This window comes from Sandarakinorhabdus sp. (assembly GCF_051860625.1).
GTDB lineage: Bacteria > Pseudomonadota > Alphaproteobacteria > Sphingomonadales > Sphingomonadaceae > Sandarakinorhabdus.
This window is the reverse complement of record NZ_JBHYDQ010000002.1, coordinates 164,864-180,135: the sequence shown is the minus strand read 5'-3', so window position 1 is coordinate 180,135 and position 15,272 is coordinate 164,864. Positions and strand designations below refer to the sequence as shown.

11 protein-coding genes are annotated in these 15,272 nt (G+C 65.0%); 5 read left to right on the top strand and 6 right to left on the bottom strand.

What is annotated here, in order from left to right:
• Positions 1–81 precede the first annotated feature (81 nt).
• Together ACTIEZ_RS03380 and ACTIEZ_RS03375 are read right to left on the bottom strand one after the other, a co-directional pair.
• Positions 82–924 carry a CDP-alcohol phosphatidyltransferase family protein gene (locus ACTIEZ_RS03380; protein ID WP_439545237.1) on the bottom strand — a complete coding sequence of 281 codons (843 nt, stop codon included), beginning with the start codon at positions 922–924 and terminating at the stop codon, positions 82–84.
• Between the two features lie 40 nt (positions 925–964).
• Positions 965–1,840 (bottom strand): phosphatidylserine decarboxylase, encoded by an 876-nt coding sequence (locus ACTIEZ_RS03375; RefSeq protein WP_439545236.1) that lies wholly within the window; start codon positions 1,838–1,840, stop codon positions 965–967.
• A gap of 94 nt (positions 1,841–1,934) precedes the next feature.
• Between ACTIEZ_RS03375 and ACTIEZ_RS03370 the strand changes: the two genes are divergently transcribed.
• From ACTIEZ_RS03370 to ACTIEZ_RS03350, 5 genes are all read left to right on the top strand, one after another.
• Positions 1,935–2,492 carry a TIGR00730 family Rossman fold protein gene (locus ACTIEZ_RS03370; protein ID WP_439545235.1) on the top strand — a complete coding sequence of 186 codons (558 nt, stop codon included), beginning with the start codon at positions 1,935–1,937 and terminating at the stop codon, positions 2,490–2,492.
• Between the two features lie 63 nt (positions 2,493–2,555).
• A complete protein-coding gene (locus ACTIEZ_RS03365) occupies positions 2,556–3,779 on the top strand; it encodes an NADP-dependent isocitrate dehydrogenase (RefSeq protein WP_439545234.1) in 1,224 nt (407 codons plus the stop codon).
• Between the two features lie 60 nt (positions 3,780–3,839).
• On the top strand, positions 3,840–5,669 hold the full coding sequence (locus ACTIEZ_RS03360; RefSeq protein ID WP_439545233.1) for a DUF885 domain-containing protein: 1,830 nt from the start codon (positions 3,840–3,842) through the stop codon (positions 5,667–5,669).
• Between the two features lie 70 nt (positions 5,670–5,739).
• Positions 5,740–7,563, top strand: coding sequence for a DUF885 domain-containing protein (locus tag ACTIEZ_RS03355; RefSeq protein ID WP_439545232.1), 1,824 nt, complete (start codon positions 5,740–5,742; stop codon positions 7,561–7,563).
• 60 nt (positions 7,564–7,623) lie between these two features.
• Positions 7,624–9,378: a cation:proton antiporter domain-containing protein gene (locus ACTIEZ_RS03350; RefSeq protein WP_439545231.1), complete on the top strand. Its 1,755-nt coding sequence runs from the start codon at positions 7,624–7,626 to the stop codon at positions 9,376–9,378.
• Between the two features lies 1 nt (position 9,379).
• Here the strand turns inward: ACTIEZ_RS03350 and ACTIEZ_RS03345 are convergent, their stop codons facing one another.
• From ACTIEZ_RS03345 to ACTIEZ_RS03330, 4 genes are all read right to left on the bottom strand, one after another.
• Positions 9,380–11,131 (bottom strand): SLC13 family permease, encoded by a 1,752-nt coding sequence (locus ACTIEZ_RS03345; RefSeq protein ID WP_439545230.1) that lies wholly within the window; start codon positions 11,129–11,131, stop codon positions 9,380–9,382.
• Positions 11,132–11,201: 70 nt separating this feature from the next.
• Entirely contained in the window at positions 11,202–13,847 is a 2,646-nt protein-coding gene (gene alaS, locus ACTIEZ_RS03340; RefSeq protein ID WP_439545229.1) for an alanine--tRNA ligase, read from the bottom strand.
• Positions 13,848–13,893: 46 nt separating this feature from the next.
• On the bottom strand, positions 13,894–14,352 hold the full coding sequence (locus ACTIEZ_RS03335; protein WP_439545228.1) for a GNAT family N-acetyltransferase: 459 nt from the start codon (positions 14,350–14,352) through the stop codon (positions 13,894–13,896).
• Entirely contained in the window at positions 14,328–15,221 is an 894-nt protein-coding gene (locus tag ACTIEZ_RS03330; RefSeq protein ID WP_439545227.1) for a class I SAM-dependent methyltransferase, read from the bottom strand. Before ACTIEZ_RS03330 ends, ACTIEZ_RS03335 begins: the two co-directional genes overlap by 25 nt.
• Positions 15,222–15,272 lie beyond the last annotated feature (51 nt).

Genomic DNA, 15,272 nt, shown 5'->3' with positions numbered 1-15,272 from the left:
CTGCCTGGCCGCCTGGGCGCTGGTCGGGCTGATGCTGGGTGATGCGCGCCAGGCGTTGCGCTCGGCGATTGACGGCGAGGTTCAGACTGGTGGCTGGGTGCCGTCGCCACTGCCGATGGCCCCGGTACGTGCGGCCCCTCCCCCATCGCGCGTAACCCGCCGGCGATAACTCCGCACGGCGAACGGTAACCCGCCAGCATAAAGCGCGGTTACCACGGCAAGTGTTGCCCAGGGGTTGGTGAACAACGCGCCGGCAAACAGGCCAACGCCGGCCAGCGCCGGGAACCGCCAGGCTGGCCGCAGCCGGATTGCACCCCAGCTATAGCTCGGCAGGCTGGACACCATCGTAAAGGCCACGAGGAGTGTGGTGACCGCGACCAATGTCGCGCGCACGGCAAGATCGTCCATGAAAGCCGGCGCCAGCCAGAACTGCACGAACATCGGGCTGAGTGTCAGCGCGGCGGCCATCGGGGCTGGTACGCCGGTAAGGAAGCCCATTTTTTTGTGTGGCCCTTCGGCAGCATCGATCTGCGCATTGAACCGCGCCAGCCGCAGCGCACAGGCAATGGCGTGCGACAGCGCAATCACCCAACCCATATTGCCTGGCAGATGCTGCAGCGACCACAAATAAAGCACCAGCGCCGGCGCCACACCGAACGCCGTCACATCAGCAAGCGAATCCAGCTCCGCGCCAAAGCGGCTGGCGCCTTTCAGCAGGCGGGCAATGCGGCCATCGATGCCATCGAGCACGCCGGCCATCAGGATCGCGCCCACCGCCTTCTCCCATTCGCCGCCGATGGCAAAGCGCACGCCGGTCAGGCCAAAGCACAGCGCCAGCACGGTGACGGCATTGGGCACCAGCGCCCGCAGGGGAATGCCGCGGCGGCGCGGCAGACGGGAGGGGGGTATCCCCGGTTCGATCATCGGCAGTCCATGGCCATGCCGACCCCGGTGACCATGCCGCTCACTGCGCCTGCGCACCCTGCATGAATGGCGTGCCCTTCACGGCAAGGATGGTCTCACCGGCCACCGCCCGCTGCCCCACGGCAACGGCCGGCACATAACCGGCAGGCAGGAACACATCGACGCGGCTGCCGAAGCGGATCAGGCCGAAACGCTCCCCCACCTTCAGCATCTGGCCGACTTCGACCCACTTCATGATGCGCCGCGCCACCAGGCCGGCGATCTGGGTGAAGCCGACGCGAACACCGGCCGCATCCTCCATCACGAAATATTGCCGCTCATTCTCGTCGCTCGCCTTGTCGAGATCGGCATTCAGAAACTTGCCGGGCACATAGACGATGCGGGTCAAACGGCCGGGGATCGGCGCGCGGTTGATGTGCACATCGAACACATTCATGAATACCGAGATGCGCGTCATCTGCCCCGGCGCCAATCCGCCTTCCCCCAGCAACTGCCGCGGCACCTCGACATTGGTGATCAGGCTGATCAGACCGTCGGCCGGTGACACCAGCAGCGCCTCGCCGACCGGCGTCACCCGCACCGGATCGCGGAAAAATGCCGCCACCCAGATGGCGATGCCCAAAAGCACGAAACTGAGCGCCGTCCATTCCAGCCACAAGCCGCTCAGCAGCACGGCCAGCAGCGCAATCCCCAAGAACTTGCGGCCTTCGGGATGCATGTCGGGCAAGCGATACTTGGCCGATTCGCCTGGCACCAGCGGCAATGGGCCAGTTGGTGCGGGCGGCAGCTCCGGTGGCACAACGGACGCCAAGGGTTGCTCGGCCGGCGCCGGCGCCGGCTGCGCTGGTCGCTTGTCGAGCATTACCGGCGGCGTGACGGGATCGGCTGGCGGGGTCTTGTCGTCGGGATCATTCATGTTCGCCGCTTTACGCCCGTGATACGCCGCTTGGCAATTCGCACGGAGCGCCCATGCGATTGCGCGCCGCCGGGCTTTGCGCCAAAGCCACGCGATGATCACATCGTTGCTGCTGTTCTGCGGGTCGCGCCCAGGCCATGATCCGGCCCATGCCGAACTGGCCGCCGGGCTGGGCCGATTGTGCGCAACGCTTGGCGTCACCCTGGTCTATGGCGGTGGCCGGGTTGGCCTGATGGGCATGGCGGCGCGCGCCGCCAAGGCATCCGGCGGGCGTGTGGTGGGCATCATCCCTCGCCTGCTGATGACCACCGAAATCGCCCAGGACGGCCTGGATGAACTGCATGTCGTCGAGACCCTGCATGAGCGCAAGGCACTGATGCACCGCAGGGCAGACGCCATCATCGCCCTGCCTGGCAGTATCGGCACGCTGGACGAACTGTTCGAAAGCCTCACCTGGCGCGAGCTCGGCATTCACGACAAGCCGATCTGGCTGCTGGGCAGCAAAGACTATTGGCAACCGCTCACCGCCTTGCTGGGCCATATCGCTCAGTCCGGCTTTGGGCCGCCGCACCTCGATACGCTGGCCGAACCCTTGGCCGATCTGGCTGCCCTGACGGAAAAGCTGGTGGGCGATGAGGCATGCAGCCATTGACCAGCGCGGGCGCGCACCCCTAAGACTGCTGCATACGGTCGCAGCACTGCAGGAAGTTCAAAAATGCCGAAAATCAAGGTCGAAAACCCCGTCGTGGAACTCGATGGCGACGAGATGACCCGGATCATCTGGCAGTGGATTCGCGAACAGCTTATCCTGCCCTATCTCGACATCGATCTGCGCTATTTTGATCTCGGCATCGAGAACCGCGACGACACCAACGACAAGGTGACGGTGGAATCGGCCAACGCCATCCGCGAATTCGGTGTGGGCGTGAAATGCGCCACCATCACCCCGGACGAAGACCGGGTGAAGGAATTCGGCCTGAAGCGGATGTGGAAATCGCCGAACGGCACCATCCGCAACATATTGGGCGGCGTGGTGTTCCGCGAACCCATCGTGATCAAATCGGTGCCGCGCCTGGTGCCGGGCTGGACCGATCCGATCGTGATCGGCCGCCATGCCTTTGGCGACCAATATCGCGCCACCGATTTCAAGGTGCCCGGCCCCGGCAAGCTGACCATGCGCTGGGAAGCGCAGGACGGCAGCCAGGTGATCGAACATGAAGTGTTCGAATATCCGTCCGCCGGCGTTGCGATGGGCATGTATAATCTGGACGACAGCATCCGCGATTTCGCCCGCGCCAGCCTCAATTATGGCCTCGATCGCGGTTGGCCGGTGTATCTCTCCACCAAGAACACCATCCTGAAGGCCTATGACGGCCGCTTCAAGGATCTGTTCCAGGAGGTGTATGACGAGGAATTCAAGGCACGCTTCCGCAAGGCCGGCATCGTCTACGAACATCGCCTGATCGACGATCTGGTGGCCTCTGCACTGAAATGGTCGGGCAAGTTCATCTGGGCTTGCAAGAATTATGATGGCGACGTGCAATCCGACATGGTCGCGCAGGGCTATGGCAGCCTGGGCCTGATGACCAGTATCCTGATGACGCCCGACGGCAAGACCGTGGAAGCCGAAGCCGCCCACGGCACGGTTACGCGCCATTATCGCATGCACCAGGAAGGCAAGCCGACCAGCACCAACCCGATCGCCAGCATCTTTGCCTGGACCGGCGGGCTGAAGCATCGCGGCAAGCTCGATGGCACGCCCGAAGTGACCAAGTTCGCCGCCGCCCTGGAGCGGATCTGCGTGGAAACCGTGGAATCGGGCGCCATGACCAAGGATCTGGCGCTGCTGATCGGCCCGGAGCAGGCCTGGATGACCACGGAGCAATTTTTCGAGGCCGTGCGCGCCAATCTGGATGCCGAGATCGCCAAGGGGCTTTGATCGTCAACCCCTTGCGCTCCCTCGTCGCCCTCGCCAGAAGGGCGCGCAAGGGAGAATGTAATGACCGAAATGACCTTGAGCCGCCGCCATCTGCTGGCCGGCTCAGCCGCAATTGCGGCGACCACCGCCCTGCCCGCCTTCGCGCAAATGGCCAATCCGACCGCCAGCGGCGAAGACGGCAAGCTGCTGGCGCTGTTCGATGCGTTTTTCAACGAAGGCGTTGATGAAAGCCCGGAGCAGGCGACGTCGCTTGGCCTGGACAAGGGCGCGCGCGCGGCGCTGAAGGGCCAACTTTCCGACCAATCCCAGGCCGGCCAGGCCCGGCGTCTGGCGCGCACCGCCGATCAGCTCAAGCGGCTGAACGGTGTGGATCGCGCGGCGCTGTCGGCCAGCCGCCAGCTTGATTATGATGTTGTCGAATTTGATCTGAAGCGCGCCGTCGCCAGCAGCGAACGCTTCCGCTTCGGTTCGGCGCGCGGCAATTTCCAGCCCTATGTGATCAGCCAGCAGAACGGCCCTTATACGCGCGTGCCGGATTTCCTCGACGCGCAGCACCGCATCACCAATACCGACGACGCCGAAGCCTATCTGTCCCGCCTGTCGGCCTATGCCACGGCGCTGGACGATAATCTGGCCTGGGCCAATGCCGATGCCGCAAAGGGCGTGATCGCGCCGGATTTCGCGCTCGATCTGGCGCTGTCGCAGCTTGAAGCCATCCGTGGCACCGCGGCGGCCGACACGGTGCTGGTGACCAGCATGGTGCGCAAGGCAAAAGCCGCCGGTCTGGGCGACGAATGGGGCCAGCGCGCCAACACACTTGTCGAAAAGACCGTGTTTCCGGCCTATGATCGCTATATTGCCGGCGTGCGGGCACTGCGCGCCAAGGCCAGCAGCGATGCTGGCGTGTGGAAATTGCCCGACAGCGCCGCCTATTATGACGCCGCGGTCAAATCCGCCACGACCACCAATCTGACCCCCGAAGAAGTGCATCAGCTTGGGCTTGCGCAGGTTGCGGACATCACGGCGCAGCTCGACACGATGTTGAAGGCGCAGGGCCTGACCCAGGGCAGCGTCGGCGCCCGTCTGGTGGCATTGAGCGAGCGGCCGGATCAGGTCTTCCCCAACACCGACGCCGGCCGCGCCGATGTGATCAAGCTGCTGAACGAACAAGTGAAAGACGCGATGCCGCGCCTGCAAAATCTGTTCATCACCCTGCCCAAGGCCGATATCGAAGTACGCCGCGTGCCGGCCTTCATCCAGGATGGCGCCGCCAATGGCTATTATCAGGGCCCAGCGCCGGATGGCAGCCGTCCGGGTGCCTTCTACATCAACCTCAAAGACACCGCCGAATGGCCACGCTTCACCCTGGCTACGCTGACCTATCACGAAGCCGTGCCAGGCCATCATATGCAGGTGGCGATCGCCCAGGAAAGCCCGGACATCCCGATGCTGCGCCGTCGCGGCGGCTATAGCGCCTATTCCGAAGGCTGGGCGCTCTATGCCGAACAGGTTGCCGACGAACTCGGCGTATATGCGCAGGATCCGCTGGGCCGCATCGGTTATCTGCAAAGCTTCCTGTTCCGCGCCGCGCGACTGGTGGCCGACACCGGCTTGCACCACAAACGCTGGAGCCGGGACAAGGCGACACAATATTTCGTCGATACGTTGGGCTATGCCAAGGGCCGCAGCCAGCGCGAGATCGAGCGTTATTGCGTCAACCCCGGTCAGGCCTTGAGCTACAAGATCGGTCACATGCAGTGGGCCAAGCTGCGCGACGCGGTGCGCGCCAAGCAGGGGGCGGACTTCGATCCCCGCAAGTTCCACGAAATTCTGCGCGCCGGCGCGATGCCGCTGGTGCTGCTGGAGCGCGAGGTGATGCGGCGCGCATGACGTTGAGGGGCGCTGATCGCCCCTCAATACCGCCAGCCTGCGATATTGCTTGAATTGCCAAGGATTTGCCATGCGCACCGAAACGATGAACCGCCGCCAGCTCCTCGCCGGCACCGCGGCCCTCGCCGCCACTACGCCTGCAATCGCCCAGATAGCCGCCCCCGCCGCAGGCAGCGCAGATGATCGCCTGCTGAAGCTGTTCGAAGCGATGTACGCCGAGGGCATCGCCGCCTCCCCGGAACGCGCCACGACGCTGGGGCAGGACACAGGTGCCAACGCTGGCCTGAAATCGCAGCTTTCCGATTACAGCCGCGCCGGGCGTGATGCCGATCTGGCGCGCGCCGCCAGCCAGTTGCAGCGACTGCAGGCCATCGATCGCGACGCACTGACGGCCCCGCGCCAGCTCGATCGCGATGTGGTCGAATATGATCTTGCCCGCCGCGTTGCCAACGAACGCCGCTTTGGTTTTGGCAGCGCGGGCGGCAATTTCAGCCCCTATGTGCTGACCCACAGCGACGGCGCCTATCGTTCGGTGCCGAGCGTCCTCGAAAATCAGCATCGCATCACCAATACCACCGATGCGCAAGCCTGGTTGGCGCGCGTGGCCGCCTTCGCGACCGCGCTCGATCAGGAAACCGGCCGCATGCAGGAGGAAGCCGCCATGGGCGTCGTGCTGCCGGCCTTCCTGTTCGATCTGGCCTTGCCGCAGATCACCCGTCTGCGCACCACGCCAGCCGCAGAGAATGTTCTCGTCACCACGCTGGTCCGCAAGGCCCGGGCCGCCCATGTAGAAGGCGACTGGGCGGCCCAGGCGACTTCATTGGTTGAACAGCGCGTGTTCCCGGCGCTCGACCGGCAGATCGCCGCCCTCACCGCCCTGCGCCAGACCGCCACGATGGATGCCGGTGTGTGGAAACTGCCGGAAGGCGCCGCTTATTATGACGCCGCGGTCAAATCCTCCACCACCACCAACTACAGCGCCGAGGAAGTGCATCAGCTTGGCCTCGCTCAGGTTGCGGACCTTTCCGCGCAACTCGATGTGCTGCTGAAGGGCCAGGGCCTCACCCAAGGCACGGTCGGCCAACGGCTGGTGGCGCTGAATGAACGGCCGGATCAAACCTACCCCAATACCGATGCCGGCAAAGAGGATTTGCTCATCGAACTGCGTGGGCATGTCGCCGCCATGTACCCGCGGCTGGATAAATTGTTCATCACGCAGCCGCGCGCCAAGCTGGATGTCAGCCGCGTGCCGGTCGCCATCCAGGAAGGCGGCGCCGGCGCCTATTACAGCGCCGGCACCCCCGATGGCGCCCGCAACGGCACCTATTTCATCAACCTGACCGACAGTTTCGATCGGCCCAGGTTCGGCCTGCCCACCGTCACCTTCCACGAAGGCGTGCCCGGCCATCATTTCCAGGTGATGCTGGCGCTGGAAAGCCCGGACGTGCCGCCGATCCGCCGCCGCGCCGGCTACAGCGCCTATACCGAAGGCTGGGCGCTCTATGCCGAAACGCTGGCCGACGAGATCGGCTATTACGACGGCAACCCGTTGGGCCGCATCGGCTATCTGCAAAGCCTGCTGTTCCGCGCCACGCGGCTGGTCGTCGATACCGGCATCCACCACAAGCGCTGGGGCAAGGATCAGGCCATTCAGTACATGGTCGACACCATCGGCTTCGCCAAAGGCCGCGCCACCCGCGAGATCGTGCGCTATTGCGCATCGCCGGGCCAGGCCCTCAGCTACAAGATCGGCCACACCAAATGGGTGGAGCTGCGCGATCGCGTAAAGGCCAAGCAGGGCGCCGCGTTTGACGTGCGCCAGTTCCACGAGATACTGCGGCTGGGCGCCATGCCGCTGGTGCTGCTGGAGCGCGAGGTGCTGCGCCGCGCCTGAGGGGGGCGTAGGGGCTTATCGCGGCGTGACTCCCCGGCCATGACCCGCCATGGTGTGGGCATGGCGCTCCCGTTGGAATCTTCAGCCTTCAAGGACATGGCGCTGGTGCTGGGTGCCACCGGGCTGGTGATTCCGGCCTTTGCCGCGCTCCGCATCTCGCCGGTCATCGGCTTCATTCTGATCGGCATCGCGGCCGGGCCCTTCGGCCTTGGGCAATTGCCCTGGCTGGATTGGCTGGCGCTTTCCAATCCGGATTCACTGGCGGCACCGGCCGAATTGGGTGTCTCGTTGCTGCTGTTTGCGCTGGGCCTGGAACTCAGCCCCGATCGCATCCGCACCATGCGTGAGTATATCCTGGGCCTTGGCAGCTTGCAGATGCTGTTGTGCACCGCGTTGATTGCGCTGGTGCTGCTCGGGTTTGGCCTGGCGCTGGTGCCGGTGCTGGCGATGGCCGGTGCGCTGGCCTTGTCATCCACTGCGGTTGGCCTGCAATTGCTGTCGGCATCGGGCAAGGTCAACAGCCAGGCCGGGCGCATGGCAATCGGCGTCCTGTTGTTTCAGGACATCGCCATCGCGCCGATGCTGCTGCTGATCGGCGCCGCGGCCGGCGGCAGCTTCTGGGGTGGCCTGGCCAAAGGCATTTTGGCGTTGGCTGCAGTCGCTGTGGCAGCCAGATATGTGGTGCCGCCGCTGTTTTTGCAGGCAGCGCGCACCCGGCGATCGGAATTGTTTCTGGCAGCCGCCCTTGTGGTGCTGATCGGGTCGGCCGCCACAGCGGCGCTGGCTGGCATGTCGCCCGCCGTCGGCGCGCTGATTGCCGGGCTGATGCTGGCGACCAGCGACTATCGCCGCCAGATTGAGGCCGCCGTGCAGCCCTTTGAAGGCCTGCTGCTTGGCGTGTTCCTGATCTGGGTGGGCAGTGGCCTCGATCTCGGCGCGCTGGCGGCCAATCCGCTGCCGGTGCTCGGCGGCGCCGCAATCATCATCACGGTCAAGGCCGCTGCCATTTATGGCCTGCTGCGGCTGCGCAAGGCCCGCGAAGGGGTTGCCCGCCATGTTGCGCTACTGTTGGCTGCACCGTCGGAAACCGGGCTTATCGTGCTCGGTGCTGCCGTGTCGGCACGGCTGATCGGTGGGTCGGATGCGCAGATGGTGCTGGCGATCGCGTCCCTCACCCTGGCGCTGGCGCCACTGCTCGGGCTGCTCGGTGCTCGGCTGGAACACAAGACGGATCCCGGCCGCGGCGACGCTATCCCGGACAATAGTGATGGTGGCACGCGCACCATCATCATCGGCTATGGCCGGGTCGGCCGGCTGGTGGCGCAGATGCTCGACATGCACGATCAACCCTGGCTGGCGGTGGACAGCGATCCCGATGAAGTGCAGCGCCTGAAACGCGCCGGCAAACCGGTGGTCTATGGCGATGCCCGCCGACCCGAACTCGTCGACAAATTGAAACTGGACAGTGCCAAGGCTGTGGTGCTGACGATCGACGACATGCACATGCTTGATATGCTGATCCGCCGCATCCGCATCGCCAACCCCGATCTGTGCATCGTTGTGCGCGCCCGCGATGCCGATCATGCCGGGCAGCTCTATGCGTTGGGTGTAACCGATGCCGTGCCCGAAACGGTCGAAAGCAGCCTGCAGTTGGCCGAAGCCGTGCTTGTCGATCTGGGCGTGCCGATGGGGCCGGTGATCGCCTCCATCCACGAAAAGCGCGACGAACTGCGCGGGCGCATCCGCGGTGCCGGTGCTGCACCAAAGCGGCAGCCCTTGCGCACCCTGCGCCGCGGCGTGCCCAAGCCGGACTAATTCATCCCCAGGCCCACACAATCAGCGGCGTGCCCATCAGCAGCACCAACACGCTGATCGGTGCGCCAATGCGGGCATAATCGCTGAATTGATAACCGCCCGGCCCCCACACCAGCACGTTGGATTGATGGCCAATCGGGGTCAGGAAATCGCAACTGGCGCCCACGCCCACTGCCATCAACATGGCATCCACCGGCACGCCACTGGCAATGCCGGCCTGTGCCGCAATCGGCCCCATGATCAGCACCGTGGCAGCATTGTTGAGGAACGGCGTGACGGCCATCGTCGCCGCCAGCGCCACCCCGACCAGCAGCCAGGTTGCCTGACCCTGCCCCACGCTGGAAATCATGCCGGACAGCGCCGCGGCCGCGCTGCTGTTGCCGAACGCCTGCGCCACCGGAATGAGCGCCGCCAGCAACATGATCACCGGCCAATCGATATCGCGATAGACATCACCCTTCAGCCGGCCGGTAAGCACCAGGGCAATCACCGCCAGCACCAGCGCCAGCCCGAGATCGGCGATGCCCAACGCCGCTGCCATGATCGCCGCGCCCAGTGCCAGCAACGGCAGGACATCGCGCGACGCCTCCCGCAGGTTCAACGGCCGCTCGGCCAGCGGCAGCAGCGCCATATTGGCCGCAATCGCCGGAATGCGATCGGCCGCCATTTGCAGCAAAACGACATCGCCGGCCTCCAGCGTGAGCGCCGACAGCGCCTCGGCAATGGACTTGCCGCGCCGGCTGACGGCAACCAGCGCCGCGCCTTGCTTGCCCAGCATTGCGGTCGCATCGAAGGCGCCGATCAACGGCGAGGCATCGGTGATCACATATTCGCTGAAGGCTGCCTCCAGCAGATCATCTTCGGTTTCGCTGGCCAGTTGCAGGCCCCAGCGCAGCAGCGCCTGTTCCACGATCGGTGTGCGGCCTTCCACCTGCACGATATCGCCCGGCAGCAACCGGCGCGACGCGCGCGGCACGGTGACGAGCAACCCGCCGCGATCAATGGCATGTACGGCCAGCCGATCCGTGCCGGCGCCGGTCGCCGCCAGCCGATCAACCGTCAGATCCGCCGACACACCGGCCGGCACGCGCAGTTCGAACAGATAATCGGCAACCCGGAACTTCAGCGGCTCCTCGGTATGCTCATTGCGCACTGGCAACAGCCGCACCAGCAGGAGCGTCAGCGCGATGCCGACCACGGCAAGCGGCAGACCCACCCAGGCAAAATCGAACATTTCAAACGGTTTGCCGCCATAATCCGCCCGCAGCCGAGCGAGCAGGATGTTGGGCGGTGTGCCGATCAGCGTGACAAGACCGCCCAGTAGCGAGGCAAAGGCCATCGGCATCAACACCCGGCTGGGCGACACGCGCGCCGCCCGGCAACTGGTCAGCGCCGCCGGCAAGAACAGCGCCACCGCGCCGACATTGTTCATCACCGCCGATGCCGCGCCAGCCAGACCGGCATAGACAATGCCGATGCCGGTCACCGTGCCCAACACCGGTTGCAGCGGCCGCAGCAACCATTCCAGCATGCCGGATCGTGATACCGCCGCGCTGAGCAGCATCACCGCCGCGACCGTGATCACGGCGGTATCCCCAAATCCGGCAAAGGCATCACGCGCCGGCACCAGGCCCAGCAGCACGCTGGCCACCAGCATCAACAGAGCGACCAGATCATGACGCACGCGTTCTGTGGCAAAGCCGACCAGCCCCGCCGCAAAGATCATCAGCACGAGGACGCCATCGGAGACCATCGCCGCTACCTTAGCGTAGCCGGCAGAGCGCACAATGACTGCAATATTGCCTCACCGCGAAGCGATTATGTCAGCCTGCCAATGCTGCCTTCACCGCCGCGATCGCTTCGGCGGCCTTGTCACCATCGGGCCCACCTGCCTGTGCCATGTCGGGCCGGCCGCCGCCGCCCTGCCCGCCCAGCGCTGCCGCCGCCACGCGCACCAGGTCAACCGCACTGTGCTGGCCCGTCAAACCGGCGGTGACGCCCACCGCGACACTGGCACGGCCATCGTTCACCGCGATCATCACCGCGATGCCGCTGCCCATTGCGGCCTTGGCTTCGTCGATCAAGCCGCGCAGCGCCTTGGGATCGAGCCCGTTCAGCACTTGGCCCTGGAACGCAATGCCGTTCACTTGGCTCAGCCCGGCCTTGCTGCCAGTGGCGGGGCCGGCCAGCGCCAGCGCCTTCTTGGCGTCGGCCAGCTCGCGCTCCAGGCGCTTGCGTTCCTCCACCAGCGTGGCGACCCGGGCGGGCAGTTCGTCGGGGCGTACCTTGATGGTGGCAGCGGCCTCCAGCAGCAGCGCCTCGCGCTCGTTCAGCCATGCGCGGGCCGCGATGCCGGTCCTGGCTTCGACACGGCGCACGCCGGATGCCACCGCGCTTTCGCTGGTGATCTTCAAAAGGCCGATATCGCCGAGCGCATTGACATGCGTGCCGCCACACAGCTCAACGCTATAGGTGCTGCCATCATTGGCGCCCATCGCCAGCACACGCACCTCGTCGCCATATTTCTCGCCAAACAGCGCCATGGCGCCGGCGGCAATGGCGTCTTCGGGCGTCATCAACGTGGTGGTCACGTCGCGATTGCCGAGCACCTGCGCGTTCACATCAGCTTCAACAGCCGCCAGTTCAGCAGCCGTGACGGCCTTCTGGTGCGAGAAATCGAAGCGCAGATAATCCGGGCCAACATGGCTGCCCTTTTGCGTCACGTGCGTGCCCAGGCGGCGGCGCAGCGCTTCGTGCAGCAAGTGGGTGGCGCTGTGCGCACGGCGATGCGCGGCACGTTCCGGGGCATCGACACTCAAGCGCACGACATCGCCCACCGCCAGCGAACCGGCTTCCAGCGTGACATCGTGCAGATGCAATTTGCCCAGGGCCTTGCGCGTGTCGGTAACGCGCGCTGCATGGCCAGTGCCCCAATGCATCATGCCGCTGTCGCCGGCCTGCCCACCGCTTTCGGCATAAAAAGGCGTCTGGTTGGTGATCACCACCAGGCTGTCGCCCGCCGTGGCTTCGGTCACCTGGCTGCCATCCTTGACCATCGCGACCACCTGGGCTTCGCCGGTCAGGCTGGTGTAGCCAACGAATTCGGTGGCGCCATGGGCATCGGCAATGTCGAACCACACTGCCGCGTCCTTGGCTTCGCCCGAACCCGTCCATGCGGCGCGGGCCTGGCGGCGCTGCTCGGCCATGGCAACATCGAAACCGGCGCGATCCACCGCAATGCCGCGCGCCCGCAGCGCGTCCTCGGTCAGATCATAGGGGAAGCCGAATGTGTCATAGAGCTTGAAGGCCACATCGCCGGGCAAGGTGCCACCGCTCGGCAATTGCGCCGTGGCATCATCGAGCAAGCCGAGCCCGCGCTCCAGCGTCTGCCGGAAGCGGGTTTCTTCCAGCTTCAGCGTCTCCTCGATCAACGCGCTGGCACGGCCGAGTTCGGGATAGGCCTGGCCCATGGTGCCAAGCAGCGCCGGCACCAACTGGTGCATCAGCGGCTCTTTGGCGCCCAGAAGATGCGCGTGGCGCATGGCGCGGCGCATGATGCGGCGCAGCACATAGCCGCGGCCTTCGTTGGCCGGCAGCACACCATCGGCGACCAGAAAACCCGACGATCGCAAGTGATCGGCAATCACCCGATGCGACGCGCGCGCTTCGGCGGTCAGCGCCTGGCCAACCTTGTCTTCGCTGGCTGCAATCAGCGTCTTGAACGTGTCGGTATCATAATTGTCGTGTACGCCCTGCAGCACGGCAGCAATGCGCTCCAGGCCCATGCCGGTATCGATGCTGGGCCGCGGCAGATCGAGGCGCGTTTCGGAATCGACCTGTTCATACTGCATGAACACCAGGTTCCAGATCTCGACGAAGCGGTCGCCATCCTCGTCCGGGCTGCCGGGCGGGCCACCGGGAATATGATCGCCATGATCCCAGAAAATCTCGCTGCACGGCCCACAAGGCCCGGTGTCGCCCATCGACCAGAAATTGTCGTTGGTGGCGATGCGGATGATGCGATGCTCGGGCAGGCCGGCGATCTTCTTCCACAGACCGGCGGCTTCATCATCGGTGTGATAGACGGTGACAGTCAGCCGGTCCTTGTCCAGCCCCCACTGCCGGGTCAGCAGATCCCAGGCCAGCGTGATCGCCTGTTCCTTGAAATAATCGCCAAACGAGAAATTGCCCAGCATTTCGAAGAAGGTATGATGGCGCGCGGTATAGCCGACATTGTCCAGATCATTATGCTTGCCGCCGGCCCGCACGCATTTCTGGCTGCTGGCAGCCGTCGTGTAAGGGCGGGTTTCAAGGCCGGTGAAGACATTCTTGAACGGCACCATGCCGGCGTTGACGAACATCAACGTCGGATCGTTCTGCGGCACCAGCGGCGCCGAAGCCACGGGGCTGTGGCCGGCCTTCGCGAAATGATCGAGGAAGCTTTTCCGAATATCGTTGGAAGACGTCATGGTCACGCGCTTACGTCAGCCGGCACGCAGCGTAAAGTGGGCCGGTTCAGGGCGGTGGCGCAAAGCTGAACATGATGACGCTATCGCCATGCCGGGCAGCGGGTGTGGCGGTGCCGCCACACGCCGCATAAAGCCCGCGCGCGGCGCGGTTGCTGCTGTTGGTCAGCACCCAGGCGGCTGTGCAGCCCAGGCGCCAACTATGATCGAGCGCCGCCATCATCAGGCGCCGCCCAACACCGCAGCGATGCCAGGCCTCATTGACCCCCACTTCGTTGAGCCAATATTCCAGCGGCTTGTCGGGGTGCAGATAGGACATGGCACTGACAAAGCCGATCATCTTGCCGGCATGGACCGCCGCGAAAAGATGATGATCAGGATGGGCGAGAAATCGCGCTGCCATGTCGGGCCGCAGTGGATCATCAAACAGCGTTCCGGCGCCGAGCAACAGCGCAAGATCGTCCGGCCCAAGCCGGCGAACGCTCAGGCCCGCGCTGTCACCAGCCATACCGCACCGGGAAGTTGCACTTCGCCGTCAGCGAGATAGGGTTGCAGAGCCGCTGCCAACATCGGACGCGCTTCTGTGCCGATGCCGGCGTCGCGCACCGCCCGCGCCGCCGGGCCGATTTTCAGGTTGAAGCTGACCGCATCGGCGATCGGATCATCGCCGCTGCCGATCATCATGGCGAACGGCAGGCTGTGGAACCCCACATCGCGCCACCCGGCCGCTTCCAGCAGTGTGGCAACGCGGGCGGCGTCGGCGAACGCGAACGGGCCGGGAGCGTGTGGTTCGGCAGCGGACTGCTCCGGCAGCAAATCGGCAAGAACGGTCAGCGGCAGAGTCGCCCACAAGTTGCGCGCCGCAGGCTGCCAGCAGGCGAACGCCAAACGGCCGCCCGGCGCCGCAAGATGGTGGAAATGCGCAAAGGCAGCGCCCGGATCAGCAAAAAACATCACGCCAAAACGTGACATGATCAGATCAAATTGGCTTCCTTCGTCCCATACCGACGCATCGGCTGCAATGAAGTCAGCCTCTGACACCAAAGCCTCGGCGCGTTCGCGGGCGCGGGTCAGCAATTGTTCCGAGATATCCAACCCAACGGCATCGCCTTCATCGCCCACCGCCAGCGCCGCAGCCAGCGTTGTTTCACCCGCACCGCAGCCGATATCGAGCACGGCCTCACCCGCTTGCGGCGCCGCTGCCGCCAACAGCGCGGCGGTTACCGGGGTAAGCGCGCGATCCATGCGCTCCTGCATCTGCACCCAGATGTCGCCGACCTTGCTGTTCCAGTAATCGATCTGATCGGCGTTGTTCATGGCGGCGCTCCAATTTGCGGACAGGTTCTGCGCGGTGGCATCGGCAAGGTCAATCGTCACCGTTCTGAGTGCCGCACGAAAAAGGGGCGGCCAGTGGTGGACCGCCCCTTC

Bases quoted from the DNA above. Each gene is read 5' to 3' on its own strand.
- ACTIEZ_RS03365 (WP_439545234.1), top strand. From the start codon at position 2,556: ATGCCGAAAATCAAGGTCGAAAACCCCGTCGTGGAACTCGATGGCGAC.
- ACTIEZ_RS03380 (WP_439545237.1), bottom strand. From the start codon at position 924: ATGATCGAACCGGGGATACCCCCCTCCCGTCTGCCGCGCCGCCGCGGC.
- ACTIEZ_RS03375 (WP_439545236.1), bottom strand. From the start codon at position 1,840: ATGAATGATCCCGACGACAAGACCCCGCCAGCCGATCCCGTCACGCCG.
- alaS (WP_439545229.1), bottom strand. From the start codon at position 13,847: ATGACGTCTTCCAACGATATTCGGAAAAGCTTCCTCGATCATTTCGCG.
- ACTIEZ_RS03335 (WP_439545228.1), bottom strand. From the start codon at position 14,352: ATGGCTGGTGACAGCGCGGGCCTGAGCGTTCGCCGGCTTGGGCCGGAC.
- ACTIEZ_RS03350 (WP_439545231.1), top strand. From the start codon at position 7,624: ATGGCGCTCCCGTTGGAATCTTCAGCCTTCAAGGACATGGCGCTGGTG.
- ACTIEZ_RS03345 (WP_439545230.1), bottom strand. From the start codon at position 11,131: ATGGTCTCCGATGGCGTCCTCGTGCTGATGATCTTTGCGGCGGGGCTG.
- ACTIEZ_RS03355 (WP_439545232.1), top strand. From the start codon at position 5,740: ATGCGCACCGAAACGATGAACCGCCGCCAGCTCCTCGCCGGCACCGCG.
- ACTIEZ_RS03370 (WP_439545235.1), top strand. From the start codon at position 1,935: ATGATCACATCGTTGCTGCTGTTCTGCGGGTCGCGCCCAGGCCATGAT.
- ACTIEZ_RS03360 (WP_439545233.1), top strand. From the start codon at position 3,840: ATGACCGAAATGACCTTGAGCCGCCGCCATCTGCTGGCCGGCTCAGCC.